The organism is Candidatus Bathyarchaeota archaeon, assembly GCA_018396705.1.
Classification (GTDB): domain Archaea; phylum Thermoproteota; class Bathyarchaeia; order Bathyarchaeales; family Bathycorpusculaceae; genus DRVP01.
The window spans coordinates 361,048-385,842 of sequence record JAGTQZ010000004.1 but is presented as its reverse complement, the minus strand read 5'-3'; the positions used below and the strand labels follow the sequence as shown (position 1 = coordinate 385,842).

The following is a 24,795-nucleotide window of genomic DNA, read 5'->3' as shown; positions in this document are numbered from 1 at the left end:
ATTCACATCTTCCACATCTCCGTTAAACAGAGTGGACGCCCAAGTTACGCTTGGATAAATCTGAATATCTTCTGTTTGAACATTAAAAAATTGTGAAAAAGCGTTTATTTATTAAAAACCATTCGGTCTAAAACTGAGACTAAGGTTTGGAAAACCTCTTCAGCTGTTAGATTGTCCACGTCTAATATTAACTGGAAGGGTGTGAAGTCTTCGCCTAGTCTGAAACCGTAGAGTTTCCTGTAAATGGCTTTGGTTTTTTCTTCTTTGTTTCTTAACGCCTCTAAAGCCTTTTTAATGCTTATTCCGTCTCTCTTGGCAACCCTTTCAGCCCTTTTTTTTAGGGATGCCTCTAGCCATATCTTAAAGCCATTCTTAAGAAGCCATGGCATGGTCCAACTGTCTAATATGACGTCGCCTTGTCCCGCCACTTCCAAGAGTTTCTGGTCCACAGCTTTGTCGAACTCCAAATTTTTTTCTCTGGTTTCTAGAAAGGCTAAGCCTTCCCGGCTTTCCCACCAACCTTTTTCAAGGGGCATATAGCCCTTTTCTATGGCTAGAGCCTTTAGAGCGTCTCCTCCAGAATAATATTTTAAGCCGTATTTTTCAGCCAGCTTCTTGGCAACTGTGCTTTTACCACTCCCAGCCATCCCGCAGATACAGATGACGACCGATTCTTTCACCATCTTCCTAGCCTCAGCTTGCGGCTGTTAGACTTCTTGCAGCTTGTTTTAAAGCGCTTTTCAAACAGTTGGGACAGAGTTGGCCGCCATAAATTCTTGAAACTCTTCTTTTTGAACTGGTAAGTTTTCTCACCTCGAACGGAAGCATCCTCGGAATCCCAGCAAGTGGTTTACCGCACATACTGCAACTAGTTTTGGCTGGTACTTCGCGTTTAAAGTGCACGCCTGTACGTCCACCTGGCAACGCTTTTGAGACGCGTTTTCGACTTCTAGTTCGAAGGGCTGGTTTAGGCATTTTCACATCACTCCACACTAACTAGGCCAAACAAGTGGGAGAACAGTGTACTGAAAAGGAAATAACATAAGGTGTACCACCAGAATATCGACGAACCAAACAATGGAATAGGCAGATGCCAACCTACACCTGGAAAATAAGCAATTTCAGCTTCGCCGTATATCCCTCTAAGAAAGAACCAGATAATCCATAAAGGAACAATAAATATGAGCATTACTTTGGTTGATTGCCACGAAATTTTAGCGTTAAGCTGTAAAATGTACTGTTGTTTTTTCATAAGCTTTTCCATCCGCTTTTTATCTCCGCTTTTTTGGGCCTCCCGCCACTGTTTATAAAAGTCTGAGATTTCTTTTCTCCAAGCCTTCAGTTTTTCAGGGTCTGTTGAGAGACGATTTGCAAGAGTCATTAAGAAGGTGAGGGAAGCAGCTAGCAAGAAGAAGAAAAGCGTTGACCCGGGAGGGGTTGTGGGTAACATTTTAATACTCCTCCATTTCAGCCTCCAAATATTCTTCTAAAGGCTGGGTACATTTCAGCCACCCTTTCCCGCACTAAAATCTCGTAGTATTGGTAGATTATGCCAACGGAGAGGAGAATCCCAATGCCAGAGCCGAAAACTCCAAAGAAGTCTGATAAGCCTGCGATAAGCCCAACTATTATTCCGCCAAGCACAGTCACGGCTGGAATGTAGCGTTTAAGAATCTGTTCAACGGCTTTTTCAGAACGCCGGTAACCCGGAATCTGCATACCAGAGTCCACAAGCTGCTTTGCAACCGTGGAAGGCCCTAAGCCGCCCACTTCAAGCCATGTAAGTGAAAAAATAACACAGAAAACCATCAAGATTATGAGATATCCTACGGCTCTTAAAGGCTCATTCAGAACATTTGAAAGGTTCCCGGGAGAGGTTACGTAATAGACTAACCCCCCGGCTGGCACATACTGGTCACCTTGCAGCTTGTACCAGCCTAACAGGTCTGTCCAAAAGTTTCCTCCTTGAGGCCGGCTCCAATTATACCACAAGAGATAAGAGAAGAAATATATGTTAGCGAAGAGGGCTGAAGCAAAAATTACCGGAAGGTTTGAGACATATAAGAGCTTGATTGGGTAGCGGCTCCTAAAACCGCGATAGCCCGCGTAAGACAACGGCAACTCTACTCTGACACCTTCCATATAAATTATCACAAGAAAAGCGGCTATTGTGGCTATGAGGCCTGTCAGGGAGGGAAAGTTTCCGGGCCTCAACAGCAAGCCGGTTACAGATTGTCCGCTCATCAAGGTTTGTGCCAATGCAACAAAGATTCCGAAGCCGCCGTATTGGTCAACTGGTGAAGGGTTGAAGCATTCCCAGAATATTTGTTGCGCCACACCCGCCATTATGAAGAGGCTTATTCCACTGCCGAAACCCCAGCCCTTCTGGATAAGCTCATCTAAAAGCATAACGATCACCCCAGCGGCTAACAATTGCAAGAAAATTATAATGGCTGTTGTACCGGACAACTGACCGTACATGCCGCTTATTATGTAAGCAGACGCTTGAATGCCTGTCAATATCAAGGCGAGGACCTTGCTTGCAGCTGTGAAAAGGGCTCTGTCTTCGGGTTTTGACATGTCGCACTCAATCATAGCTGAGCCCACTAAGAGCTGTAAAATGAGACCGGCGGTTACTATTGGGCCTATGCCTAGCTCCATTAGAGTGCCGCGGCTTGAGGCAAAAATTATTCTTAGAGGAGCGAATGCTTCCTCTCTTTGGATTCCGTAGAGGCGACAAGCATCGCTGGCCATGACGAGGTATATTATGAGCGCTATGGCTGTCCAGAAAAGCTTCTCGTTAAAACTTACTCTCCGCTCTGGAGCCTTAACCTCTGGAATGAATCTTGCAAGAGGCCTGAAAAAGTTTAAGAATCTTCCAGCCATGGATTAACCTTACTACTCCTCAGATTCTTCCATGGATTCTACTAAAACTTGTCCCCCGGCTTCTTTTATCTTTTCAGCTGCAGACCTTGAACATGAAGTAACTTTCACCACTAACGGTTTAGTAACTTTTCCGGTTCCTAAGAGCTTTGTTATTCCAAATTTTTCCAAGTCCACGAAGATTTTGCCTTCTTCTTCCTTTGGCTGGAATTTTTCAATGTTTTCTTCTAGTTCTCCAACGTTTATGGCTTTAACTATTCGTTTAATGCTTTGGGGAGAGGTAAAACCTTTCTTGCCGAAGTATTCTGGTTCATATCTCATGACATAAGTCCATCCATGCTTATGGCGGCCAGCCTTTCTATAACCCTTCGAGCCTGATTTTCTATGCTGGCCTACTCTTCCGTAGCCGCATGTTCGTGAACCACGTTTTTTGCGAATTTTCCTAAGCTTGTGGGGCATATTTACTAACCAGCCATTTTGCTTATGGTGCTTTCTTTAATGGCTTTCTTAAGCCTTATTTCCAACACTCCGTTCTTATAAGTTGTATACATAGATTCCGGGACAACGGTTTCGGGCAAAGTTAGACGTCTACAATATCTGCGGTTTTGAGATTTCGCTAGCAGAGTTAGCTGATTCTTTTCCACATTGATTTTTATGTTTTCTCTTTTGAAGCCTTTGAGCTCTGTAACAATAATTACATAATTTTCATCATCGAAAACGTCCAGCAAAGGTTTAGGTTCTTTCCATTGTGAAGCAGTTTTTCCGTCAATCTTTAATCGTTTACGTGGGTACGTGTAAGGATTTCCCTTGGCTTTGAATTCATCAAATCTAATAGTTTTTAGATGTTTCCTACCTTCAGCTTCGTCCAACCTTCTTACAGCTTTAAACCATTTGGGACGCCGGTTGCTTCTCCGCCACCTCATTTCAAACCTTCTCCCTTATAGCATAATGGCATTCGTAAACTGGCTATAAAAGGTATCGCCTTAAAAATGTCATATAAGAAGAGGCTAAATCATCCGTTCCAATAAGTCATTTATTTTTTCGCCTCTATAGCCAAGTTCGCCGCCCATGTTGTAGCCCTTCTTTATTTTGCCCTTGAAGCCTTTTGTCGGCGGATGTAGCCTAAAATATGGTTGTACACTAGGAAGTTTCCAATATTCAACTTTGCAGTTATGTATGGCTTCCGCTAGATCCTCCAGTGATTTGAAGCCAAATTTTTGCGCGTATTCATCTGTTAACTTTTTGTTTCCAGCCAATCTTCCCTTCTTTTTCAGCAAGTTAGCTATGATTTCTTTCGAAACTTCTCCCCATGTAACGAAATTTTGTGCCGTTTTGAGCATCCCAAGAAATGATGGGCGATTGTCTATTAAAATGGCATAGTTATTTCTTTTTAGGTTTAGAATACGTAGGGTTTCCCTAACCTGCAATGGTGCGCTTATGATCCCTCGAACCCTCACAGCTGCAATGCATTTGCGTTCTTGATGTGGCTCCGCCAACTATCTCACCCAGTCCACGGGAGTTGTCAGACTGTAAGTTTTCTTTAGAGCATCAAAAACAGCATAAGCAAATGACGGAACAGTTCTTGTTGAGCCGTAGCTTCTAGTCCAACAATCCTTTATTCCAGCAAGTCCAAGGATAACTTTTGCAACCTCACTGGCAACAAGTCCTAACCCCCTCGGGCCGGGGATTACAACAACTCTAACGCCTCCGCATTTTCCCTCCACTTGAAAAGGCACAGAGTGGGGTTTTCCACATCCACACTCCCAGCTTCCGCATCCTCGTCTGATTGGAGTTATATTGAGCCTAGCATCCGTAGCTGCTTTCTCTATAGCTGTTCGCACTTGGCTTGCCTTGCCAGCGCCAAGTCCAAGGAAACCGTCCCTATTTCCAACAGCAACTATGGCTTTAAACCTAGACTTTTCCCCGGCATCAGTCTGCTTTTGAACAAGATTTATGTTTATAACTTCCTCTTGAAGGCCCGGGAGCAAAGCATCAACAATTTGAGGTTCCCGAATTGGTAAACCTTCCATGAAAACTTCTTCAATAGAGGTTATTTTGCCTTCTTGAACAAGCTTTCCAAGACGTGTTTTTGGAACCCACTGTTCCAGACTGCTAGCTTTACTCGCCACGACCTCTACCTCCACCTTTAAATGCTGCAACTACAGCCTTTTTAACCTCTTCAAAATGCTCAGGAAGTTGCTCCGGTGAGATTTTATTCTCCAAATATTTAGAGAATACAATCATATACTTTTCAGCGTTAACCGACAAGCTTCTAGCATACTGGGCTATATGCAGACCCTTTATTCTATCCTCATCTGGAAGCTTTTCCTCTCCATGGGGAACGGATAACCCTGCGTCTAAAACCCCTTTTAAGGCAGCGAAAACTCTTGCGCCTTTCGTTGGGGAATGCAGTCCAATGTCCAAAACAGCCTCATCTACGCCTTTAGCTTTGGCCTTTAACCCGCAAAGAAGCCCAGTTAAATAGGCTGCGGGAACATTACCTCTCGGAGCCCTCCAGCCGAACTTTTTTAGGAGTTCTCTGCTGTGAGCTGAAACCAAAACTTCATCGCCTCTGGGTTTAGCTGTAACTATTTGGACGAGAATGTTTTTCAGCGAGCCGCGAACCACAAGTCTCGGCTTCCCAGAAAGTATCAACGCTTTCCGTTTTCGATAGTTTGTTTTTCCTTCCCTCCTCCGACGGTAGGGTACACAGTAGCGGGCATTTCTCGCCATTAACGCTTCCTCCACAAGTCATGCGCCTTAATGTAGCGCTCCATGTCTGCAACAGACGCGAACCTTCCACTTTTCACCATCGTGTACAGTTTTCGATAGGTGCTCTCAGTAATGATCTTCCCGATTTTAAGCTCGCGAAGCCTCTTCCGCAAGGCCCTAACCTTATTCATCCAAGCTTCTTTCTTGGAGATTTTTGCACCAGTTGCCCCACCCCTGCTTCCTGGGCCGCGTCTCAAGCCTTTCTTCCTCTTTTCATGAACAACCCTTGCTCTCGCGCGGCTAACACCTTTCTCTTTTATGGGCTTGATTACGCCTTCATGGATAAGCTTTTTAATTTCCTCACGGGTTATCGCAGCTTCTACGTCCTCTATTCTGTTCGGGTCTATCCAAACCCTTTCTTGGCCGACTTTCAATATTTGTGCGGCTAGGCGTCGCTGGCTTCTAAGATTTGTCATTGCTTATCTTCTCCTCCTTCTTCTTTTTTGCGTTTCCTTCACCTTTTCCTCTTCGACCTCCTCTGCCTTCTCTTTTTCTATAGATTTTTCCTCGACTTTTTCTTTTGCTTCGCTAAGATTCAAAACGACTATTCTCTTTTTTCTTGCCTCTTGAAGGATTTGCATTCGCTTCTTTTTTCCAACTGTATGGGCAATTCGTACCGCTTGGGTTTTTGCATCAACTTTTTTAAGGTCTTCGATGTTATAAACCAAAACTTCCTCATAGCCTGAGGGGTGGATACCTCTAGAAGCTTTCGGCCCTCGGTATCCAACGTTTACCGTTTGAGGCCAACCCTTGATTTTCCTCCGCATTTTGTTGTCTATGCCTTTTGGTCTACGCCAATTCTCTTTTAAACGGTCATACCGCCAACTTTCATGTCTGACAAAGTCCGGCTTCTTCTTTTTTATCTTAGCCCTCAAACGCAAGGCTTTTTCCAAAGTCACGCTTTTCGACTCACTCATATTTAATTCATCCCCTCACCACGTTCGTATAGGTATACGCCGTCTAAGAAAACCCGCGGGTCTTTTCTTTTCACTTTGGTGGCTTGCTCTATGTTGGCTGCTGTTTGGCTTACATCTTCAATGTTGATTCCTTGAACTATCACATCGTCGCCTGAAACTTTGACTTTCGCGTTGCCTACTATTTTCGCTTTTCTCGGGTTTCTCTCACCGGTGAAATTTTCAATTAAAACAGTGTTACCTTGAACCTTAACCGAAATTGGAAAGTGAGAGAAAACTATTTTCAACTTGTAGGTGAAGCCCTTTCTAACTCCGGTGATCATGTTGTTGATATGCGCATAAACAGTGCCAACAAGGGCGCTTTCTTTTTTGCGCGGCCAATTAGCCCAGATTCTAAGGGTTTTTCCTTGAAGCTCCATTGAGATAGGAGCGTACGAAAAATCTCTTGTAAGAGAGCCGAGGGCGCCTTTAACGGTTACTTTTTTGCCTTCTAATGTAACTTCAACGTCGTCTGGAATTTGCAGAACCTTTGAGACCTCTACAGCCCGCATTGTAAAGCCCTCTCTTTAGTATACAAATGCTAGAAGTCTCCCTCCGATTTTTTTCTCCTTAGCATCCCTGTGGGAAAGCACGCCTTTCGACGTCGAGATAATTAATAATCCCACATCTCTGGACGGCAAAAACTTTTTCTCCCAATCTTCAATCTTGTCTACACTAACGGCGAAACGGGGTTTGATGGCGCCACACTTATTTATTCTGCCCAAAAGCTGAACTTTAAATTTCCCAGCGCGTCCATCATCTATAAATTCAAACTCGCCAATGTATCCGTGTAACTGCATAACTCTTAAAACTTTACCGAGAAGTTTAGAGGCTGGGCTAATTACGCATTCGCGCTTGTTGCGTAACTCGTTGTTTAGTATTGTTGTCAAGCCGTTTGCCAACACATCCATAGCCTTAGCCTCATTCATATTTTTGGAAGCCTAATTTTTTAGCCACTTCCCTAAAACAATGCCTACATAAATATAAATTATAACGCCGAATAATGGGTCCATAGGAACCACATCTTATACAAGGCCTTGAACCTTTACCGTATTTCCGCTCTTTCTTAGGTTTCTGTTTGGCCATAACCTTTCACCCCTTTTAGACTATTTCAACCCCTAAGGTGTCTTTAACAAAAACCATGGCCTCCTCTGGAGTTAAAATATGCCCAGCACCAACTTTTGACCTAGCTCTTTGCCTGTTTTTAACACGCCAACCAGGTCGATTTAGGGACACGCAAACATCCATGCCAAATATGCCAATTTCCGGGTCATATTTCACTCCAGGAATTTCTATGTGCTCTTTTATGCCGAAAGCGAAGTTTCCATGCTTGTCGAAACAGCTCCTTGGAAGCTTGTAATCAATAACATGCAAGACTTTCTTCAGAAAGTCTAGAGCCTTTTGCTTTCTAAGAGTAACTATGCATGCCATAGGTTCGCCACGTCTAATTCCGAAATCTCTTATTGTCTTCTTCGCTTTCCTCTTGCATGGATTTTGTCCGGTTAATTCCTTCAAAACTTTTGATGCTTTCTCAAGGGGCTCCCCGGATTTTCCGACACTTATGTTTACAACAACCTTGTCTATTTTTGGTTTAAGCATAGGGTTTTCTTCCCATTTTTTCCGGATTTCATCCTCAGACATTTTGTTTGGCCTCCGGTAAAGATATTAAGGGTTGTTCTTCGCCTATTGCAAAGACAAAGTCTAGAATTGTTTGGTAACGGTTTCCTTTCTCATCTTCTATGGTCACTATGGAGTCTTTGCGTTTCTTGCCTTTTGCCTCCTCGATAGCGATTATTCTACCACATTTCCCCATGTTTTTGCCGCCGGTTATTAACACGAAGTCCTTTTCTTTCATTTTTATGTGTCCAATGATCCGCCTGTCTGGAAGGTTCAGCTGAACTGTGTCAAAGGTATCGTAAACGTCTTCTTGTGGGTTCCTTGGATCCGCCACCTTTATGAGAACATTTGAGCCGTCATGAAGGTTTAACTGTACATGACCATTTTTTACAGTTGTTTTGTTTTCTATCCTACAGAGTTTAAATGTTGTTTCTTCCCCAGTTATTGGATGGAGAATAAAGCCCTTGTGAGACGGCAATATACGGAAGTGTTTGTCTGCCTCTGGAAGTGAAACAACATCCATAAGCCCCACAGGAAACTTGTCTTCGCGTCTAACCTTTCCATCTACGTAAACCTTTCCTTGGGAAGCAATTATTTTAGCTTCTTTCCTCGTTTTTGCAACTCCGAGGATTTCACGCAGAATTACGGTTAAGGGGAGACAGTTTTCAAGCGAGTGTGGACCTGGTTTCGGCTTTACAACCCATACAAACTCTTTTCTATGGATAGGCCAGACTTTTGGCGCTGGCTTCCGTTTCAGACCCATTGACCCACCTTTTTTACCCAACCTTTAATTCCTCCGACGACTTTCTTTTTCTTGTCCCGGTTTTCGCCTCTGGCTTAGCCGCTTCCGCTCCTTTAACAGCTTTCTTTGTTGCTTTCTTCTTTTTTCCTGGTTTCTCTGCCTCCAAGGCTAGTGGAAACTCAGCCACCGCTTTTTCTTCTGAGGGTTTTTCCTCAACTTTTACTGCTTCTGGGGGTTTCTCCGTTACCTCCACAGCTTTTTCAGTTGCTGCCTCCACTTTTTCTTTCGTTTTCTTTCTTCTTTCCAAAATTTTCCTTCGCCATTTGTCGTCTAAATTAAGCTTGGTTATCATGACTTTTGATGGATGAACGGGGACAAAAACAGTTGTACCATCAACCTTCTCTCGGGTTAAACCTTCAACGTAGATGCGGTATTTTTTCCGATCCACACGGGAAACTTTCCCCTCGAATCCTTTGCGGTCGCCTCGCATGACGCGGACTGTGTCGCCGCTTCTCACAGGCAAGCTTCGCGTGCCGTAGGTTTTCCTTAACTCTGGAGACAGCGGAGCTGCAAATTGTTTATAGCGTACGTGGTCAGCCGCCTGGAACAGTGCTTTCCTTTGCTTTGAAGGTTTAGATGTTTTAGCTGCTTGCATAGGCCTACCCCGCTATATTATTATGCTGGCTGCGCTGGCTATCCTCGGCCATCTTTCCGCAGCCTCCTTTGCAACAGGTCCGCGGATTTCAGAACCCTTCATCTCGCCCTCCGGAGTTATTATCACAGCAGCATTATCTTCAAATTGAATCCATACACCATCAGCTCTGCGGAAGGGCTTTTTCTGCCTGACTATAACCGCTTGGAAAATTTTTCTACGCATATCCGGCGTTCCACGCTTAACGGAAACCGTTACGCGATCTCCCACAGCCGCGGATGGCAAGCGGCCTAGCCTTCCCTTGTAGCCTAAAACTTGAATTAAACGTAATTCTCTCGCTCCAGTGTTGTCTGTGCACTTCAATATAGCGCCAGTAGGCAGCCCCCGTGAAATCTTTGGTCTTTGCCCGATCACTCCTTTTGCAACTAGGCCCCTTGTCTTTGCCTTTGCAGCCATTTTACTTCTCCTCCTCCCTCTTCTCAACAACAACGAAGGAGACGGTTTTGCTTATCGGCCTGCATTCAGCTATTGTAACGTAATCGCCCTCCTTCGCGTCTATGCATGGTGGGTTGTGGGCGGGTATGCGACTGTATCGTCTCTCATATCTCATGAACTTTGACACATATTTTAGATAATCGTGTCGCACTATTACGGTATTATTCATTTTGGCGCTGACAACAACGCCTTCTAATATGCGTCCTCTTACTGGAAGATTTCCATGGAAGGGGCAGTTCCGGTCGTTACACGTTTTTTTCGGCACTTTGAAAGTAAGCGCCATCACCATAACCTCTTAACTCGCTTTTTAAGGCGGTCTTCAGGTCTTCCAACAAGAAGTTTTCCATCAACCTCCACAATAGTGCCGTCAAAAAATTTGAAATGAAAAATTGACGTATCTTTAATAATTATCTTCCTTTCACCATTATGAAGTATCGTGAAAGTGTTCTTTGTCTCATCAATAACTCTACCTTGTATGCCTATATAGTTCGGGTTAGTGCTTTTGGCGACTTTAGCTTCTGTTCCAATAAACTCGTAGCGTATAATGTCAGGCGTTACTCTCATTTGCTCTCCTTCCTCCTTTAGATGCCTGAGATAGGGAAGCTTCAATCTTCTGCTCGTTTTCAATTGTTAATATTCGGGCGATTGCTTTTCGCAGCTCCTTTATTCGCGCAGGATTTTCTACGGCGCCCCCGGCTTTAACCATGGTTTTTAGCCTGACCAACTCTGTTCGGAATTCATTTAGTTTTTTAGCTCGCTCCTCCGGCGACAGCTCTCTTATCTCTTTAACTCGGATTATTGGCATTTACTTAGCAGCCTCCTCTTCTCCGCTTGTTTCTTCAACTTCCTTCTCCTTTTCAACCTCTCTCGGCGCGGTGTCTGCGGGTTTACTATCTTCTGTCACTTCTGATTCTACCTCTGCCGGAAGAGTTTCCGCTATTTCGATTTTGTCTGGAAACTTTGCGTCTGGAGGCATTATCCTAACTTTAACTCCAAAAATGCCTGGCTTTAATTGCACATGAACTTCAGCTTTCCGCATATATTTTATTGCGGGATCGCCGCACTTAGGTAGGTAACCCGCCTTAAACTTTTCGTATCGTGCTCTCTCAGTTCTCAGCTTTCCGCTGATTATGATTTCTACACCTAAAGCTCCGGCTTCCATCACTTGATTTAGAGCCCAGAAGCCTGCCCGCCTGAAATGTACGCCTCTTTCCAGGGCGGAGGCTATCCGCGTGGCAACAATATGGGGGTTTAGCTCTGGAACCTCTATTTCGGAAACCGAAATCTGTGGATTTGAAACGCCGAACTTTTCCTCTAAAGTTTTGGCAAGCTCTCTTATGGTTTCGCCGCTCCGCCCTATTACAAGTCCCGGACGCATAGCATAAATGACAATGTGAGTGCCAAGCGGGGTTTCTGCAATATTCACTCCACCATACCCGGCCCTTTCAAGTTTTCTCTGCAAGAACTCGTCTATTTCCGCCCTTTTCTTGGACTTGGATATAAAATGTTTCACAACAGCCATTTAAGATTCCTCCGTAACTGTTTCCGGCTGTTCCTCTAGGACTAACTCAATGTGAGTTAAAGTCTCAAATTTTGGAGTGGCCCTCCCAAAAGCCCTAGGCATGTAATGCTTGATCTTCATTCCCGGATACGCTGACGCATGAATTATTTTCAGCCTTTCTGTGTCCAAGCCCTTATTTTCAGCGTTGGCTTCGGCTCCTCCAAGAATCTTTAAGATCTGCTTGGCTGCTTTGACTGGATATCTGCCAGCATAAGCTTTTTCTAGACCGTGACGGTGTCCCGCCTTCTTTTTAAACCGCGTGAAAGGAACGGCCCTCCTTTTGGCTATAACATCCAGTAGAAATCTTTTAGCTTCGTTAAGGGTCATTCCCTTGATGGTTTTACATATTTCGCGGGCTGATTTAGGGGATACTCTAACCTCCCGCCCGCTAGCCTTAACCGTTTTTTCCGGGTCTAATGCTTCTTCAGGTATTGAATATCCCCACTCTGGCACTTAATAGACTCTCCAACTGTGCAATTGAACAGCTACATGGCGATTTATATGGTTTTCCATTTAGTTAAAGATGTTTCCAGAAGGTCTACTGGCCAAAAGCACACTTAAGCCTTCAAGAATCCAAAAAGCAGTGAAAGGTGTAGGAGAGAGCCATTGGTTTTGGTTCACCGTCAAAGTGTTGCGATTCCTTTATCTCCGGCGACCTCCTAGTATCCAGAGGCGGTGATAGCCCTTGAGTGCGAGTAAAGGCGTCATAACCATGTTACATGGTGCTGGCGGAACAATAATGCATGAACTTGTCAGAAACTATATCGTAAAGTATTTTGGCGGTTTTAGCAACGCAGAAGTCCCTCTCGAAGCACTTGATGACGCGGCGGCTGTTGGCGACATTGTTTTGAAAAGCGACTCCCACGCCGTAAAACCCATATTCTTTCCGGGTGGAGACATCGGGCGCTTAGCTGTTTCCGGCACAGTAAACGATATCGCTGTTCTGGGAGCTGAACCCTACGCTTTGGCATGCGGCTTCATCCTTGAAGAAGGACTAGCACTATCCGATTTCGAAAGGATTTTGGCAAGCATGCATCAGACATGCCAAGAGGCAGGCGTGAGCATAATTACAGGCGACACAAAGGTTATAGAGAAGGGCAACTTAGGCGGATGCGTCATAAACGTTTCAGGCATAGGTAGGAGAACCGAAGCCTTAGAAAAGAATTTAAATGTTGTGAAACGTTTTAGAGGCGACTTCAAGGCACGGTGGATTTTGGACTCTAACCTCAGCCCCGGCGACAAAATAATCTTGTCTGGAACCATTGCTGACCACGGCTTGGCGGTTCTGTCAGCCCAAGAAGGCTTAAGCTTCGGAAGCGACATAAAATCAGATGTCAAACCTTTAAACCGTCTAATCCAGCGCATGCTCTGCGAGGTGGGTGGCATAACAGCCATGAAAGACCCCACCCGTGGCGGTTTAGCTGACGCTCTCAACGAGTTCAGCGAAAAATCCAACGTAGGGATCATAATCTATGAGGATAAAATCCCTATTAGAAACGATGTTAGGGCAGCTTGCGAAATGCTAGGCTTAGATCCGTTGGAAGTTGGGAATGAGGGTAAGATAGTTATAGGCGTCGTGAAAGAGAAAGCCGAAGAACTTCTAGAACTTTTGAGAACAACAGAGGAAGGGAGGGGAGCCGAAATGATAGGCGAAGCTACAGACGCCTTTGCAGGAGTTGCTATGCAAACCGTCGTTGGCGGGAAAAGAATAATTCCGAGACCCGTTGGAGATCCTGTCCCAAGGATTTGCTAGGAGACTATTTGGATTTTCTCCAGAGGTCTGAAACTCTTCCAGCCTTAACAAGTTTCCATCTGCCAAAGAAATCCTTCTTGTAAAAGTGGAATAAGCCACAACGGCTACATTGCATAACTCGGCGCCCTTTCTCGAAATCCATTTCATATAAAACCAAAGGTGAGCCGCAGTCAACACATTTACCTGTGTACGCCCTATCGCTTTCACCGCTCATCTTCGAACACACGCCTCTATACAGTTTGAATTTTCCAGTGTTTAAGCTTAACCAATAAATGAACAGAGAAAAAGGCTAGTTAGGGTGAGGGGGGTTGTAGCGATGATTGGATAGCTGCCGGTTGAATTGGTGCCTGCGCTGTTTTTATGGAGAAAAAGCCTACAGCCATAAGTATCCATGAAATCCAAACTATAATAATGCCTATTAGTGGTATCACGGCACCTATAAGCCAGACTAAACCGGCGGTTCCAAAAAGTTTCTCATCTGACCTTGCAGAAAGCGCGTTTAACGATTTTCTAAACAGTATTGCTGAGACAATACCAGCAATGTAGAATACTAGGAGAGCTCCTATAACGGTTCCAACAATTCGCCAAAGAATATCCATATGGCCCATAAAATATTGTTGAACTTCTAAAAGATTGGCCCAATTTAATCCCATAGCTAGCACTTGCAGGGCAAGCATTACGAATATGGTTGTGGTTGCCGCTATGCCGACAATTATGGCGATAACTCCATAAAGAGCGTTGTTAAATATGCCACCGTCTTGGTAATGATCCGCGAAACCCTTTAACGCAATCAAAACCAGAATAATTCCAACAATCAGTAGAAACAATGTGTAAGCTGATTTGAATAAGCCGAGAAGACTTATAACCATCAGTATTGCACCTACACCGCCTAACGCCTTGTTTGATTCAAGACTCATAGTTTTTAACCTCGCTTAGAGGCGATTCATGTTATATCGCATTCTGAATAAAAGCTTTATCTGATGGATTTCGCCCAGATCCGACATGTTCCTTCCATGCTTACCATGCATGCCCCCACAGGTTTCTGCGGGGTGCAAATTTTCATGAAAAGAGGGCACTCGGTAGGCCTAATTTTTCCAATCATAACGAGGTGACACTGACACCCGGGCGGCAAATCCCTACCACGAGTGATACGTACTCTAAACTTTTCTCTTGCATCAAAAGCCGCATGCTCATCTTTTAGCCTGAACGCTGACGATGGCAGTTTTCCCAGTCCTCGCCATTCACCGTCCACGATGTCAAAGGCTTTATACATGGCTTCTTGAGCTTTAGTATTGCCCTCCCAACTTACAGCCCTAACATACTCGTTTTCAAGTCTCGCTACGCCTTCCCTAAGTTGTTTCAGAACCATGTAGATGGCGAATAACACATCTAGTGGTTCGAATCCAGCAACGACGGTGGGCATGCGGTAAGCTTTTGGAAAGATTTCATAAGCCTTTAACCCTATAACAGTGCTCACATGTCCAGGGGCGATGAAACCGTCTATATGAAGGTCGCCTATTCCCAGCAGAAGCTCCATAGCTGGCGGAATGAGACGATGAGAAACAAGAAAACTAAGGTTTTTAGGAGGTTTCCTTAAGATTTCTATAGCCGTTGAAGGTGCTGTGGTTTCAAAACCGATGGCAAAGAAAACGAACTCCTTACTCGGTTCTTTTTCAGCCATTCGGACAGCGTCTAAAACGCTGTAAACAACTCGGACGTCAGCGCCCTTAGCTTTAGCATCTAAAAGAGATTGCTCAGAGCCTGGAACGCGGAGAACATCCCCAAAACACGTGACAACGACTCCTTTTATGGCAAGGACTACAGCCTCATCCACCTCCGAAGCCGGTGTAACACAGACCGGGCATCCCGGCCCGGCGATAACCTCAACAGTTGGAGGAAGCAAACTTCGCAGGCCGTAATGGGTTATTGTCCACTCATGAGTGCCGCAAACGTGACATATTTTCACAACATCATTTTTAGGTGCGATTTCCTGTATTTTCGCAGCTATTCGACTGGCCAAATTTTGGTCTCTAAACTTTAATTGTTCAAACATATTGACCAGCAACACGCCACATCATTTTGGTCCTAACGTGCTCTCAACCTCTAAGATTTCACGCCATAAACGTAGTGTTTCTTCAGCCTCTTCCCGGCTTAACACTTGGATGGCGTAACCAGCATGTACCAAAACATAGTCGCCAACCTTAACATCCACAAGGGAAACATCAACCTCTCTCAGAACACCTTCTCCAAAGTCAACTTGAGCTTTACTGTTCTGAACTTTTACAACCTTCGCAGGAATAGCTAAACACATTGTTCTCATTGAAATGCAAGCACACATCAATAAAATGGTTGCGTTTAGAAATGAAAAAAACCGGCATAAACAGCTTGACCGAAAGATAAACCTCCGTCGCCAGGTGGAATAGCCTCGTGAACTAGAAAACGGAGATTGGCAGCTTCCACGGTTTTCCGCATAATTCCAGCAAGTATTTCGTTGCATGCAACTCCACCCGAAAAGCCAATAATTTTGACGCCTTTTTCTAAGGCTTTTTCAACCGCAAGCTCAGCCAAGCCCCTAGCCAAATATACATGAGTGGAAAAAGCCAAATCAGCCACTGCGCACTTTTCTCGTTTTTCAAATATTTCAAGAACCATGCTTGTCGTTTCTAAAGCATCCCCCTGTATTATGGGTTTCAATTGCAAAACATCTTTACCGTTTATAGCTGCTGATTCAAGTTTCATGGCTGGTTCACCCTCATATGTACGCTCATAACAAACACCAAGAATAGCTGCAATAGCATCCAGAACTCTTCCACAACTCGTTGTTTCAATCACACCACGCCTCTTTTCCAGTTGCTGAAGAATTAGATGAACCTCCTTTTCTCCGTATGGGAAGCGTGACCCATTCTGCATAAGCCACTCCCTCATGTTTATTTTTCTATGAAGAATCCCGGCGGCCATTCTCAGTGGGTAGCGTGTTGCCAAGTCTCCCCCAGGCATTGGTTGTTCCTCAAGATGAGCAACGCGTTTTACTTCGTAGGAGTTTCGTGAAGCGAATATTATTTCGCCGCCCCATGCCTCACCGTTAATTCCATATCCGTACCCATCGCAACATATGCATATTATTTCGTCAACGCCATGTTCAGCCATTAAAGCGGCCACGTGGGCAAAATGATGTTGCACTTGGATAAGTTGCCATCCATGTTGGACAGCCAAATCCTGAGCAAGTCTTGTCGTAGTGAACTTCGGATGCAAGTCACATGAAACTACTTCGATCCTACTGTTAGTTAGATAAGCCAAATGTTCAGCAGTGTTTTTAAGAAAATCTCTGGTTTCAATGTTTTCAACGTCACCTATGTGCTGAGATATAAAAGCTTTGTCGCCGTTCAAAATGCAGGCAGTATTGTTAAGTTCGCCGCCCAAAGCTAAAACGCATTTTTCAGCCTTTTCCCTTAACATTAAAGGTGCTGGAGCATAACCCCTTGAACGTCGGATGAAAACTTGTTTTTCACCATGCACACGCATCACTGAGTCGTCGCAACGGTGAGCAATCCGTCTATTATGGAACAGAAAATAGTCGACTACGCCGCCAAGCGCTTTCAAAGCTTCAAGGTCGTCTTTGACTATAGGCTGGTTAGGCGGATTAGCACTGGTCATCACAAAAGCTGGATCGTCGACGTCGTCAAAGAGCAGGTAATGTAAACCCGTATATGGAAGCATGACTCCAACATTGTGTAGGCCTGGAGCGACCAAATCTGAAAGATAGTAATCGGCGCTTTTTCTCAGCAACACTATGGGACGCGTGTAGGAGGTTAAAAGCTCAGCCTCTTTAGCATCCACTTCGGCGAACGATTTCACAGCGTCTAAGCTTCGCGCCATAATGGCGAAAGGCTTCTGCTTTCTATGCTTTGCTTTTCTAAGCCTTTCTAGAGGTTCATCTTTTAAGGTTGAAGTCGCGACATGAAAACCTCCATAGCCCTTAACAGCCACGATGAAACCTTCAGCTATCAGTTTGCCAGCCTCTCGTATGGGGTCCATAAACGGAATAATTTCGCCATTGCTTGTTGTTAAATAAGCCTTTGGACCACACCTTGGACAAGCTACGGTTTGGGCGTGGAAACGTCTGTTTAACGGGTTCCTATACTCGTTTTGGCAGAAACTGCACATGGGGAAGTCTCGCATCGTAGTGTTCTCTCGATCATATGGAAGTCTTTCAATAACGGTATATCTTGGACCGCAATCAGTGCATGTAATGAAGAAATAGTTGTATCTGGGGTTGCTTTTGTCTCTAAGCTCTTTTAGGCATTCGTTGCATATAGCCACGTCTTGCGGAATTACAGAACCAGAAAGTTCAGCCTTATCAGAACTTTCGATAATTTTAAAGTCGGTGTATTCGTATTGTCCTTTAACTTCGGTTGTAATGACTTCGTGGATCTGCGCCAAGGATGGCTTTTTGGTTTTCAAGTCCATTAGAAAATTGTTAATGGCATTTTCTTCACCTTCTAGAAGAATTTCCACACCAGCGTCGCCCATGTTACGGACATATCCTTTGAGATTGTTTTTTACTGCTATACGATATATAAACGGGCGGAAGCCTACTCCTTGAATTATGCCAGTAACCCTAACCCTCACTCGCACCAGCGTCATCTCTTGCCTAGGCTGTTAAACATAATTGTCATGGTGAATTTTAAGGTTCACCTCAGCTTCCTTCCACAAATAGTTAAAATAGTCCTTAGCTAGTCCAGCCAGACCCGGATGATCTGACCATATGGCAGTTGTTTCCCCTTTTCCATCGCTGAAGAGAAGCAGAACTTCACGACTGTCGGATATGGCTCCGCCGCCGAACATTTTGTCCTTGAATCTTACTTCACCAACTTTTGAAAGGATTCTAAGGACATTTGCGCTTAACTCCTTCGAAACCATAACCCGCACTTGAATTTTCTCTCCGAAAAAGGAATGAAACAACTGGTAAAATTCTAAAAGAAAATCCTCTTTAACGTATGGAAGCGCCACCAGCAACTCTTCCCGACAGTTTTTAGCCATCTCCTTAAACTTAGAAGCTATGTTCGACGACCCTCTCAGAATCCAGATGTCATATTTTTCCTTGGCTTCAATCTTTTCGTAGAGCGGTGTCAACTTATCTGACACGACTTTTTCAATTTGTAACCATTCATCATCTAAAATTGCTTTAGCCGTTTTTAGGGCTGTTTCAGGCGACTTTGGAAAATATTTGCTCGGCCTTTTCCTCGAAACTTCTATCCATCCCTTCTTTTCCAAGCTATTTAAGACCTGATACACTTTTGAGGGGGGTATTTGTGCTCCATAACTTATTTGTCTGGCTGTTAAGGCGCCTTTCTCCAAAAGTGTTAAGTAAGCATTCACCTCATAATCGGTTAATCCGACTTTTTTAAGAAAAAAGTTCACTTTACCGCTCATATATAAGAATAATACTTTTCACCATATTAAAATTATGGAAATTTTAATATAGCTTTAGCAGAAACCTAACCACTAAACGTTGCGGGATAAAGATGACATCAATAATTGAAGAGACAACATTCGAAACTTACTCAACGAGCGTCTGCCCAGAATGCCTAAAAAGAGTCCCCATGAGAATTTACGAGGAAAATAATGTAATTTATCTCGAAAAAACTTGCCCTGAACACGGAAAGTTTGAGGATATCTATTGGGGAGACGCTGAGCTTTTCAAGTGGTTTTACAAGGGCTGGTATAGCGCAAAATATGGCGGAGTTGGATTAGAGAACCCTCACACAAAACCTGCCAAGGGTTGCCCCTACGACTGCGGATTATGCACTCAGCACAGATCCCACACTGTTTTAGGCATAATAGACGTCACAAACAGATGTAATATGGCTTGCCCAGTCTGTTTTGCATATGCAGGAGCGGTAAACTACGTTTATGAACCAAGCTACGAGCAACTGGTGGACATGATTAAACTTCTTAGAAACAATAAGCCTTGGGCCTGTAACTCGCTTCAGTTCAGCGGGGGAGAACCAACATTAAGGAACGATTTGCCAGCGCTTATCGCGGAAGCAAAAAAGGCTGGAATACGCCACGTAGAAGTTAACACCAACGGCTTGCGCCTCGCAGAAGACACAGACTATTTCAAAAAGCTTTTAGATGCTGGTTTAAGCACACTGTACCTTCAGTTTGACGGCTTGAAGGAGGAAATTTACAAGAAAACAAGAGGCAGAACAGACGTTGTCCAAGTAAAACAAAAAGTTGTGGAAAACGCCAGAAAAGTTGGCTTAGATTCAATAGTCCTCGTTGTCACACTTGCAAAAGAAGTGAACGACAAAGACTTGGGAGAAATAATCCGCTACGCTGTAGAAAACCATGACGTTATTAGATGCGTGAACATTCAACCAATCTCTATGGCTGGAAGAGCCCGGAAGGATGAAATGCGAAAAATGCGCATAACAGTACCCGACGCTATAAAACTGATAGAGGAGCAGACAAACGGAACCATAACCCGTTGGGACTGGCGCCCCGTTAACTGGCCTGTACCAATATCAAGAGGTATGGAGATTATTAAAAACCGCGTTTACCCAGAGTTTACAATGCACCCCATGTGCGGGGCTGCAACCTTCATAGTTGTTGAGGATGATGGTTCCTACAAACCTATCACCCAGTATTTAGATGTAGACAAGTTTGCAGAAGTCTTTTGGGACATCCACTACTCTGGCGTAAAGGGCAAGAGAACCATGGCGAAAATGAAAATGTTAGAGTTACTGCCCATGGTGAAATCCTCACTGGTTAGAGGCTTAATTAAAGACGTCGTAACTAAAGGCAGCTATGAGGCACTTGGAAAATTCATGCGGAGAATTGTGATGATAGGAATCATGCATTTCATGGACATTTGGAACTTCGACTTAGACAGAGTTCAAAAATGCGTCATTCACTATGCAACACCAGACGGAAAAATTAGACCATTCTGCACCTACAACAGCTTCCACAGAACCAGCGTGGAAAAGCAATTCGCCATATCAGCCAACGAATGGGTTGCAAAAACAGGTAAAAAGCTGAACGAGCCGGTATAATCGCTAATGAGGGGCATTTAAGTCTTAGCGGCCGCCTTTCTAATTTCCTCTTCCCGTAAAACCCTTCTGAGAACCTTGCCCACGGCGCTTAACGGCAACTCCGTTCTAAGTTCCAATTCTCTAATTGCTTTGTAAGGTGCAACCCTCTCGTTTACAAACCTCATCAGTTCCTCTTCAGTAGCGGTTACACCCTCTTTCAGGACCACGAAGGCCTTCGGAACCTCTCCTGCAACCGGGTCAGGTTTGCCGACTACGCAACAAAGCTTTACCGCTGGATGCTCATATAAAACGTCCTCAAGCTCCCTTGGATAAACACTGTAACCTTTAAACTTGATTAGATCTTTTTTGCGATCTGTTATGTAGAAGTAGCCCTCCTCATCCATTTTTCCAATATCGCCCGTGTAAAGCCATCCATTTCTTAAGACCGCAGACGTTTCTTCCGGCATTTTCCAATAACCTTTCATAACTTGTGGGCCTTTAACTACTAGTTCACCAACCTCTCCCGGCGGTAGCTCTCTTTCACCAGTTTCCATATCAACTATCTTAGCATCCGTGTCAGGCCAGGGTATGCCTATCGAGCCGATTTTCACTGTTCGCATGCTTTTATCAAAAGGATTAACATGGGTAATTGGTGACGCTTCAGTGAGACCATAACCTTCAACTAAAACGCCGCCCGTAACCTCTATAAACTTTTTCTGAATTTCAGGTGGAAGCGGCGCCGCACCTGACACGCAGAACTTTATCGAATTAAGGTTATACTTTTTGAGTTTCGGATGAGTTAAAAGCATAGCGTACATCGTCGGCACACCGCAGAAAACGGTTACTCTGTATTTTTGGATAGCTTGCAGGGCGTTTGCCGGATCAAAGCGAGGTAGTAAAACCATTGCTCCGGCGAATGATATTGGCGCGTTCATGCTTGTTGTCATGCCATAAATGTGAAAGAGCGGTAGAGCAGCCAACACGACCTCCTCGCCTTCGCTGGCTTGCAACCATTCTTTACACATAAGAGCGTTCGAAACGAGATTCATATGCGTAAGCATCGCTCCTTTGGAAATTCCTGTGGTTCCACCAGTGTACTGCAGAGCAGCCAAATCATCTTTTGGATTTATTTCAACTTTAGGTGGCGTAGCCTCATATTTTGCAATCAATTCTGTAAAAAAGTATAGGTTTGTCTTCTGCCTCACCTTACGAGTTGGAACTTTTCCCAACAAAGATCCGAGAGCAGCCTTAAATGGCGGCATGTAATCTTTTATGGACGTTACAATAACATTTCCAAGTTTGGTTTTTTCCCATATTTTTTCAACGATTGGATATACTAGATCAAGAACAACTATTGTTTCAGCTTCTGAATCGTTCAGTTGATGTTCAACTTCCCGTTCTTTGTATAGTGGGTTGATGGTTGTGACAACAGCGCCGGCCTTCAATGTGCCGTAATATGAAATTACAAACTGAGGAATATTTGGAAGCAGTATGGCAACTTTGTCTCCCTTTTTTATCCCCAAATTTGCTAGGGATGCGGCAAACTTATCAGTAAGCATGTTAAGCTCTTTGTAGCTTATTTTACGGTCAAAGTAGATAATCGCCGTTTTATCAGCATATTTTTGGGCTGCATTCCTCAAAAGTTCATGGAGGGGTATTTCCGGATAGACTATATGTCTTCTAACGCCTGGAGGATAGAACTTGTACCATGGTTTTTCTTCTGGCTTTTTTTCAACTTTCTTTTTCCTTTTAGCCGACATAACAGGCCCCTACGGTAGACATGCATGGCTTGGAAGTAATAATGCTTTCCGCAAGTGAAATTTTGCAGCATTACCCTCTTTATTCTGGTCGAGTGAACTCATAGGTAGGTTCTCCTTCATGGGTAATTTTTGCTACGAGTTTAGCTTTCATGCCTACTTTTATTTCCGAAAGCTTGAAGCCCGTCAGCCAAGCAAGCACCCGTAGGCCCTCCTGCAACTTGCCAATGGCAACAGTGTAGGGTTTTTCCTGCTGGAAACTTCTTGGTCTGACGACAACATGCGTAAAAGTTTCGATGGTTGCTTCACGGCTAAGTTCAATCCATTCCATATTTGAGGAAAAACATTTTGAACAATCAGCAACCGGTGGAAAATATAGTTTCCCACATTTCTTACATTTTGTAGCCAAAATTTTTCCTTGCTTTATACCTTCCCAAAAGGGCAAAGTTTTGCTTATTGGTATATCCTGCACAACTTTTATTTCTCTGGATTTTATATGCGGCATTGTCGCCATACGAAATCATCTCCTCAAAATAATAACATAACAATAGTGGCCGGTTCCACCTACATTGTGGGCTAGGGCTATGTAATTCTTCATTGATGCTTGTCTCCCTTTCTCAGCTACTTCTTCTCTTAATTGTTTTGTTAACTCGTAGATCATTGAGCAACCCGTTGCACCTATTGGATGGCCCTTCGCTTTTAAGCCTCCATCCACATTTACAGGAATTTTTCCACCTATCTCGGTTTGTCCTTCTCGGATTAGTTTAGCACCTTCGCCTTTTTTGCAAAGTCCAATGTCTTCGTAGGCCATTATTTCAGCTATTGTGAAGCAATCATGCACCACAGCGACATCAAGCTGTTCAGGCGTAACCTTAGCCATTTTATAGGCTTTTTGCGAGGCTAGAACGCTTGCCTCCAGCCCTAAATAATCAAGCCTTTTGCTAATGTTTGCAGTTCCGGAAGCGTAGCCTACTCCAGCAACCCAGATAGGCGTGTCGATTTTCAATTCTTTAACTTTTTCTTCCGAGGCAAGAATTATCGATGCCGCTCCGTCGGATACTGGACAGCAATCGTAAAGTTTTAATGGAGCAGCGACAATCGACGACGACAAAACATCGTCAACAGATATTCTATTCTGCAGGTGGGCTATTGGGTTCATGGAAGCATACTTATGGTTTTTAACGGCAACTAACGCTAAATCCTCCTCGGTTGTTCCAAATTTGGCCATGTGGGCAGTTGCGTACAACGCATAATAGGCTGGAAAGGTCATGCCAAAATTGTGGAATTCCCAAAGGTAATGCCCAGCCCTGCCAATCCACTCCATAACAGTGGGTGTGTCTATCTCTCTCATTTTTTCAACACCCAAAGCAGTTGCAACATCAGCCTGTCCGCTTGCCACAGCCCAGTAAGCAGTTGCGAATGCGGCGCTTCCACTTGCACATGCAGCTTCACAACGCACAAGTCCAGCGCCAGTTAAACCACAATATTCAGCAAAAACAACAGCAGGAAGAAGTTCCTCATACCATGCTCCCGCTCCCACCGAACCTACAGCCACAAACTCTATATCTGCTGGGGATATTCCAGCATCTTCAATTGAGGGCTTGAATGCTTCGAAAGCCAACTCCGCCACATTCACGTCATTTCTAACACCAAACTTTGAGCACCCGACACCTATGACTGCTACTCGCCTCATTACATCACGCCGCGCAAGGTCTTTCAAAAATAAAGGATTTGAGCTATTTCCCCTTAAATTCGGCTTTCCGCCTTGACATAAAGGCTTCTATGCCCTCTTTTATATCCTCGGTGGAGAAAGTTAAAGCCATAAGTGCAGACTCTATATGCAATCCAGCTTCTAAGGGTACTTGCGTGCCAAAGTTCAAGGCGTATTTAGCATACTTTAAGGCTATTGGCGGGCCCTCGCACAGTTTTTTAGCTAGTTGACGAGCCTCACTCCTAAGGTCTTCATAGTGTACAACCTTATGAACTAAGCCTATTTTGAGCGCCTCCTCAGCCTTAAGCCGTGTTCCAAGCATAACCATTTCCTTAGCTTTTGCTAAGCCGACAATTCTCACAAGTCTTTGAGTCCCACCCCAGCCCGGGATAAGGCCCAAAGTTATTTCCGGACTCCCAAGTTCTGCGTGTTCAGCGGCTATTCTAAAATCACAAGCCAAAGCAAGCTCTAAGCCACCTCCTAAGGCGAAACCATTTATGGCTGCTATAACGGGTTTTGACATTTCCTCTATCTTGCTGAAAACCTTCTGTCCCATTCTGGAGAACTCTTCAGCCTTTACGGGGGTGACCTTCGGAAACATTGTAATGTCCGCACCGGCGCTGAAAGCTCTGTCTCCTTCACCAGTTATTACAACACACCTTATTGACTGATCTTTTTCAGCAGTGTCCAGGGCGTCTGCAAGCTCCTCCATTAAAACGTCATTGAAAGCGTTAAGCCTATGCGGCCTATTTAGGATCAGCCACAAAACGTTTTCTTCCCTCTCCATCTTTATTGTTTCATATTCCTTACTCATGACCTTTCACCAAAGCTATGTTCTCAGCACGGCTTTATATTTGCTCTTTGG

General features: G+C 44.3%; 35 protein-coding genes. 2 read left to right on the top strand and 33 right to left on the bottom strand.

All coding sequences use genetic code 11. The annotated features are described in order from the left end of the window. Positions 1–104: 104 nt before the first annotated feature. The 23 genes from KEJ24_05890 to rplV all read right to left on the bottom strand — a co-directional run bounded on the left by KEJ24_05890 (position 105) and on the right by rplV (position 12,128). Positions 105–683 (bottom strand): cytidylate kinase family protein, encoded by a 579-nt coding sequence (locus tag KEJ24_05890; GenBank protein MBS7647349.1) that lies wholly within the window; start codon positions 681–683, stop codon positions 105–107. Positions 684–693: 10 nt separating this feature from the next. Then, the gene (locus KEJ24_05885) at positions 694–975 is read right to left on the bottom strand and encodes a 50S ribosomal protein L34e (protein MBS7647348.1); all 282 of its coding nucleotides are present in this window, start codon (positions 973–975) and stop codon (positions 694–696) included. A 7-nt stretch (positions 976–982) separates the two neighbouring features. Continuing rightward, positions 983–1,450, bottom strand: coding sequence for a DUF106 domain-containing protein (locus tag KEJ24_05880; GenBank protein ID MBS7647347.1), 468 nt, complete (start codon positions 1,448–1,450; stop codon positions 983–985). A 17-nt stretch (positions 1,451–1,467) separates the two neighbouring features. Further along, on the bottom strand, positions 1,468–2,886 hold the full coding sequence (gene secY, locus KEJ24_05875; GenBank protein ID MBS7647346.1) for a preprotein translocase subunit SecY: 1,419 nt from the start codon (positions 2,884–2,886) through the stop codon (positions 1,468–1,470). A gap of 12 nt (positions 2,887–2,898) precedes the next feature. Continuing rightward, positions 2,899–3,342: an uL15 family ribosomal protein gene (locus KEJ24_05870; protein ID MBS7647345.1), complete on the bottom strand. Its 444-nt coding sequence runs from the start codon at positions 3,340–3,342 to the stop codon at positions 2,899–2,901. 5 nt (positions 3,343–3,347) lie between these two features. Then, a complete protein-coding gene (locus KEJ24_05865; GenBank protein MBS7647344.1) occupies positions 3,348–3,806 on the bottom strand; it encodes an Hsp20/alpha crystallin family protein in 459 nt (152 codons plus the stop codon). Positions 3,807–3,890: 84 nt separating this feature from the next. Then, positions 3,891–4,340: a 50S ribosomal protein L30 gene (locus KEJ24_05860; GenBank protein ID MBS7647343.1), complete on the bottom strand. Its 450-nt coding sequence runs from the start codon at positions 4,338–4,340 to the stop codon at positions 3,891–3,893. 39 nt (positions 4,341–4,379) lie between these two features. Further along, complete coding sequence (locus KEJ24_05855) at positions 4,380–5,012, bottom strand: 30S ribosomal protein S5 (protein ID MBS7647342.1); 633 nt, start codon at positions 5,010–5,012, stop codon at positions 4,380–4,382. Continuing rightward, a complete protein-coding gene (locus KEJ24_05850; GenBank protein ID MBS7647341.1) occupies positions 5,002–5,616 on the bottom strand; it encodes a 50S ribosomal protein L18 in 615 nt (204 codons plus the stop codon). The genes KEJ24_05855 and KEJ24_05850 overlap by 11 nt, the downstream gene beginning before the upstream one ends. Then, the gene (locus KEJ24_05845) at positions 5,616–6,071 is read right to left on the bottom strand and encodes a 50S ribosomal protein L19e (protein MBS7647340.1); all 456 of its coding nucleotides are present in this window, start codon (positions 6,069–6,071) and stop codon (positions 5,616–5,618) included. Before KEJ24_05845 ends, KEJ24_05850 begins: the two co-directional genes overlap by 1 nt. Positions 6,072–6,074: 3 nt before the next feature. Further along, positions 6,075–6,572 (bottom strand): 50S ribosomal protein L32e, encoded by a 498-nt coding sequence (locus KEJ24_05840; GenBank protein MBS7647339.1) that lies wholly within the window; start codon positions 6,570–6,572, stop codon positions 6,075–6,077. 2 nt (positions 6,573–6,574) lie between these two features. Beyond that, positions 6,575–7,120 carry a 50S ribosomal protein L6 gene (locus KEJ24_05835; protein MBS7647338.1) on the bottom strand — a complete coding sequence of 182 codons (546 nt, stop codon included), beginning with the start codon at positions 7,118–7,120 and terminating at the stop codon, positions 6,575–6,577. A gap of 15 nt (positions 7,121–7,135) precedes the next feature. Then, positions 7,136–7,519: a 30S ribosomal protein S8 gene (locus KEJ24_05830; protein MBS7647337.1), complete on the bottom strand. Its 384-nt coding sequence runs from the start codon at positions 7,517–7,519 to the stop codon at positions 7,136–7,138. Positions 7,520–7,529: 10 nt separating this feature from the next. Further along, a complete protein-coding gene (locus tag KEJ24_05825; GenBank protein MBS7647336.1) occupies positions 7,530–7,694 on the bottom strand; it encodes a 30S ribosomal protein S14 in 165 nt (54 codons plus the stop codon). A gap of 15 nt (positions 7,695–7,709) precedes the next feature. Further along, positions 7,710–8,249 (bottom strand): 50S ribosomal protein L5, encoded by a 540-nt coding sequence (locus tag KEJ24_05820; GenBank protein ID MBS7647335.1) that lies wholly within the window; start codon positions 8,247–8,249, stop codon positions 7,710–7,712. Continuing rightward, positions 8,242–8,988 carry a 30S ribosomal protein S4e gene (locus KEJ24_05815; GenBank protein ID MBS7647334.1) on the bottom strand — a complete coding sequence of 249 codons (747 nt, stop codon included), beginning with the start codon at positions 8,986–8,988 and terminating at the stop codon, positions 8,242–8,244. Before KEJ24_05815 ends, KEJ24_05820 begins: the two co-directional genes overlap by 8 nt. 13 nt (positions 8,989–9,001) lie before the next feature. Next, a complete protein-coding gene (gene rplX / locus KEJ24_05810; protein MBS7647333.1) occupies positions 9,002–9,622 on the bottom strand; it encodes a 50S ribosomal protein L24 in 621 nt (206 codons plus the stop codon). 12 nt (positions 9,623–9,634) lie between these two features. Then, positions 9,635–10,075 (bottom strand): 50S ribosomal protein L14, encoded by a 441-nt coding sequence (locus KEJ24_05805; protein MBS7647332.1) that lies wholly within the window; start codon positions 10,073–10,075, stop codon positions 9,635–9,637. Position 10,076: 1 nt separating this feature from the next. Next, positions 10,077–10,403 carry a 30S ribosomal protein S17 gene (locus tag KEJ24_05800; protein MBS7647331.1) on the bottom strand — a complete coding sequence of 109 codons (327 nt, stop codon included), beginning with the start codon at positions 10,401–10,403 and terminating at the stop codon, positions 10,077–10,079. Beyond that, complete coding sequence (locus tag KEJ24_05795) at positions 10,397–10,678, bottom strand: ribonuclease P protein component 1 (protein MBS7647330.1); 282 nt, start codon at positions 10,676–10,678, stop codon at positions 10,397–10,399. Before KEJ24_05795 ends, KEJ24_05800 begins: the two co-directional genes overlap by 7 nt. Continuing rightward, entirely contained in the window at positions 10,662–10,919 is a 258-nt protein-coding gene (gene rpmC, locus KEJ24_05790) for a 50S ribosomal protein L29 (protein MBS7647329.1), read from the bottom strand. The genes KEJ24_05795 and rpmC overlap by 17 nt, the downstream gene beginning before the upstream one ends. After that, positions 10,920–11,636, bottom strand: coding sequence for a 30S ribosomal protein S3 (locus KEJ24_05785; GenBank protein MBS7647328.1), 717 nt, complete (start codon positions 11,634–11,636; stop codon positions 10,920–10,922). It abuts the gene before it with no gap. Beyond that, the gene (gene rplV, locus KEJ24_05780; GenBank protein ID MBS7647327.1) at positions 11,637–12,128 is read right to left on the bottom strand and encodes a 50S ribosomal protein L22; all 492 of its coding nucleotides are present in this window, start codon (positions 12,126–12,128) and stop codon (positions 11,637–11,639) included. It lies immediately after the preceding gene. A 259-nt stretch (positions 12,129–12,387) separates the two neighbouring features. On the opposite strand from rplV, the gene hypE reads away from it, so the two are divergent. Continuing rightward, a complete protein-coding gene (hypE, locus tag KEJ24_05775; GenBank protein MBS7647326.1) occupies positions 12,388–13,428 on the top strand; it encodes a hydrogenase expression/formation protein HypE in 1,041 nt (346 codons plus the stop codon). A 4-nt stretch (positions 13,429–13,432) separates the two neighbouring features. On the opposite strand, the gene KEJ24_05770 is transcribed toward hypE, so the two are convergent. The 6 genes from KEJ24_05770 to KEJ24_05745 all read right to left on the bottom strand — a co-directional run bounded on the left by KEJ24_05770 (position 13,433) and on the right by KEJ24_05745 (position 18,849). Beyond that, positions 13,433–13,642, bottom strand: coding sequence for a hypothetical protein (locus tag KEJ24_05770; GenBank protein ID MBS7647325.1), 210 nt, complete (start codon positions 13,640–13,642; stop codon positions 13,433–13,435). 79 nt (positions 13,643–13,721) lie between these two features. Continuing rightward, positions 13,722–14,345: a DUF996 domain-containing protein gene (locus KEJ24_05765; protein ID MBS7647324.1), complete on the bottom strand. Its 624-nt coding sequence runs from the start codon at positions 14,343–14,345 to the stop codon at positions 13,722–13,724. Positions 14,346–14,401: 56 nt separating this feature from the next. Next, entirely contained in the window at positions 14,402–15,481 is a 1,080-nt protein-coding gene (gene hypD, locus KEJ24_05760; protein MBS7647323.1) for a hydrogenase formation protein HypD, read from the bottom strand. Positions 15,482–15,502: 21 nt separating this feature from the next. Then, positions 15,503–15,739 (bottom strand): HypC/HybG/HupF family hydrogenase formation chaperone, encoded by a 237-nt coding sequence (locus KEJ24_05755; GenBank protein ID MBS7647322.1) that lies wholly within the window; start codon positions 15,737–15,739, stop codon positions 15,503–15,505. A gap of 44 nt (positions 15,740–15,783) precedes the next feature. Then, positions 15,784–18,063 (bottom strand): carbamoyltransferase HypF, encoded by a 2,280-nt coding sequence (hypF, locus tag KEJ24_05750; GenBank protein MBS7647321.1) that lies wholly within the window; start codon positions 18,061–18,063, stop codon positions 15,784–15,786. Positions 18,064–18,087: 24 nt separating this feature from the next. Continuing rightward, positions 18,088–18,849: a TrmB family transcriptional regulator gene (locus KEJ24_05745; protein MBS7647320.1), complete on the bottom strand. Its 762-nt coding sequence runs from the start codon at positions 18,847–18,849 to the stop codon at positions 18,088–18,090. Between the two features lie 104 nt (positions 18,850–18,953). Here KEJ24_05745 and KEJ24_05740 point away from each other — a divergent pair, with 104 nt between their 5' ends. Further along, positions 18,954–20,483 (top strand): radical SAM protein, encoded by a 1,530-nt coding sequence (locus KEJ24_05740; protein MBS7647319.1) that lies wholly within the window; start codon positions 18,954–18,956, stop codon positions 20,481–20,483. A gap of 17 nt (positions 20,484–20,500) precedes the next feature. Here KEJ24_05740 and KEJ24_05735 read toward each other — a convergent pair whose 3' ends face one another. The 4 genes from KEJ24_05735 to KEJ24_05720 form a co-directional block, all read right to left on the bottom strand. Next, entirely contained in the window at positions 20,501–22,222 is a 1,722-nt protein-coding gene (locus tag KEJ24_05735) for a long-chain fatty acid--CoA ligase (protein MBS7647318.1), read from the bottom strand. A gap of 79 nt (positions 22,223–22,301) precedes the next feature. Further along, positions 22,302–22,733 (bottom strand): Zn-ribbon domain-containing OB-fold protein, encoded by a 432-nt coding sequence (locus tag KEJ24_05730; GenBank protein MBS7647317.1) that lies wholly within the window; start codon positions 22,731–22,733, stop codon positions 22,302–22,304. 6 nt (positions 22,734–22,739) lie between these two features. Next, a complete protein-coding gene (locus tag KEJ24_05725) occupies positions 22,740–23,912 on the bottom strand; it encodes a thiolase domain-containing protein (protein MBS7647316.1) in 1,173 nt (390 codons plus the stop codon). Between the two features lie 43 nt (positions 23,913–23,955). Further along, positions 23,956–24,744, bottom strand: a complete 789-nt coding sequence (locus tag KEJ24_05720; protein ID MBS7647315.1) for an enoyl-CoA hydratase/isomerase family protein — start codon at positions 24,742–24,744, stop codon at positions 23,956–23,958. Positions 24,745–24,795: the final 51 nt, after the last annotated feature.

Bases quoted from the DNA above. Each gene is read 5' to 3' on its own strand.
- KEJ24_05870 (MBS7647345.1), bottom strand. From the start codon at position 3,342: ATGCCCCACAAGCTTAGGAAAATTCGCAAAAAACGTGGTTCACGAACA.
- KEJ24_05830 (MBS7647337.1), bottom strand. From the start codon at position 7,519: ATGGATGTGTTGGCAAACGGCTTGACAACAATACTAAACAACGAGTTA.
- KEJ24_05815 (MBS7647334.1), bottom strand. From the start codon at position 8,988: ATGGGTCTGAAACGGAAGCCAGCGCCAAAAGTCTGGCCTATCCATAGA.
- KEJ24_05850 (MBS7647341.1), bottom strand. From the start codon at position 5,616: ATGGCGAGAAATGCCCGCTACTGTGTACCCTACCGTCGGAGGAGGGAA.
- KEJ24_05735 (MBS7647318.1), bottom strand. From the start codon at position 22,222: ATGTCGGCTAAAAGGAAAAAGAAAGTTGAAAAAAAGCCAGAAGAAAAA.
- KEJ24_05820 (MBS7647335.1), bottom strand. From the start codon at position 8,249: ATGTCTGAGGATGAAATCCGGAAAAAATGGGAAGAAAACCCTATGCTT.
- KEJ24_05765 (MBS7647324.1), bottom strand. From the start codon at position 14,345: ATGAGTCTTGAATCAAACAAGGCGTTAGGCGGTGTAGGTGCAATACTG.
- hypD (MBS7647323.1), bottom strand. From the start codon at position 15,481: ATGTTTGAACAATTAAAGTTTAGAGACCAAAATTTGGCCAGTCGAATA.
- KEJ24_05835 (MBS7647338.1), bottom strand. From the start codon at position 7,120: ATGCGGGCTGTAGAGGTCTCAAAGGTTCTGCAAATTCCAGACGACGTT.
- hypE (MBS7647326.1), top strand. From the start codon at position 12,388: ATGTTACATGGTGCTGGCGGAACAATAATGCATGAACTTGTCAGAAAC.
- KEJ24_05880 (MBS7647347.1), bottom strand. From the start codon at position 1,450: ATGTTACCCACAACCCCTCCCGGGTCAACGCTTTTCTTCTTCTTGCTA.
- KEJ24_05805 (MBS7647332.1), bottom strand. From the start codon at position 10,075: ATGGCTGCAAAGGCAAAGACAAGGGGCCTAGTTGCAAAAGGAGTGATC.
- KEJ24_05785 (MBS7647328.1), bottom strand. From the start codon at position 11,636: ATGGCTGTTGTGAAACATTTTATATCCAAGTCCAAGAAAAGGGCGGAA.
- KEJ24_05720 (MBS7647315.1), bottom strand. From the start codon at position 24,744: ATGAGTAAGGAATATGAAACAATAAAGATGGAGAGGGAAGAAAACGTT.
- KEJ24_05800 (MBS7647331.1), bottom strand. From the start codon at position 10,403: ATGGTGATGGCGCTTACTTTCAAAGTGCCGAAAAAAACGTGTAACGAC.
- KEJ24_05885 (MBS7647348.1), bottom strand. From the start codon at position 975: ATGCCTAAACCAGCCCTTCGAACTAGAAGTCGAAAACGCGTCTCAAAA.
- secY (MBS7647346.1), bottom strand. From the start codon at position 2,886: ATGGCTGGAAGATTCTTAAACTTTTTCAGGCCTCTTGCAAGATTCATT.
- KEJ24_05825 (MBS7647336.1), bottom strand. From the start codon at position 7,694: ATGGCCAAACAGAAACCTAAGAAAGAGCGGAAATACGGTAAAGGTTCA.
- KEJ24_05755 (MBS7647322.1), bottom strand. From the start codon at position 15,739: ATGTGTTTAGCTATTCCTGCGAAGGTTGTAAAAGTTCAGAACAGTAAA.
- KEJ24_05770 (MBS7647325.1), bottom strand. From the start codon at position 13,642: ATGAGCGGTGAAAGCGATAGGGCGTACACAGGTAAATGTGTTGACTGC.
- KEJ24_05795 (MBS7647330.1), bottom strand. From the start codon at position 10,678: ATGAGAGTAACGCCTGACATTATACGCTACGAGTTTATTGGAACAGAA.
- KEJ24_05845 (MBS7647340.1), bottom strand. From the start codon at position 6,071: ATGACAAATCTTAGAAGCCAGCGACGCCTAGCCGCACAAATATTGAAA.
- KEJ24_05740 (MBS7647319.1), top strand. From the start codon at position 18,954: ATGACATCAATAATTGAAGAGACAACATTCGAAACTTACTCAACGAGC.
- rplX (MBS7647333.1), bottom strand. From the start codon at position 9,622: ATGCAAGCAGCTAAAACATCTAAACCTTCAAAGCAAAGGAAAGCACTG.
- KEJ24_05890 (MBS7647349.1), bottom strand. From the start codon at position 683: ATGGTGAAAGAATCGGTCGTCATCTGTATCTGCGGGATGGCTGGGAGT.
- KEJ24_05865 (MBS7647344.1), bottom strand. From the start codon at position 3,806: ATGAGGTGGCGGAGAAGCAACCGGCGTCCCAAATGGTTTAAAGCTGTA.
- rpmC (MBS7647329.1), bottom strand. From the start codon at position 10,919: ATGCCAATAATCCGAGTTAAAGAGATAAGAGAGCTGTCGCCGGAGGAG.
- KEJ24_05725 (MBS7647316.1), bottom strand. From the start codon at position 23,912: ATGAGGCGAGTAGCAGTCATAGGTGTCGGGTGCTCAAAGTTTGGTGTT.
- KEJ24_05730 (MBS7647317.1), bottom strand. From the start codon at position 22,733: ATGGCGACAATGCCGCATATAAAATCCAGAGAAATAAAAGTTGTGCAG.
- KEJ24_05840 (MBS7647339.1), bottom strand. From the start codon at position 6,572: ATGAGTGAGTCGAAAAGCGTGACTTTGGAAAAAGCCTTGCGTTTGAGG.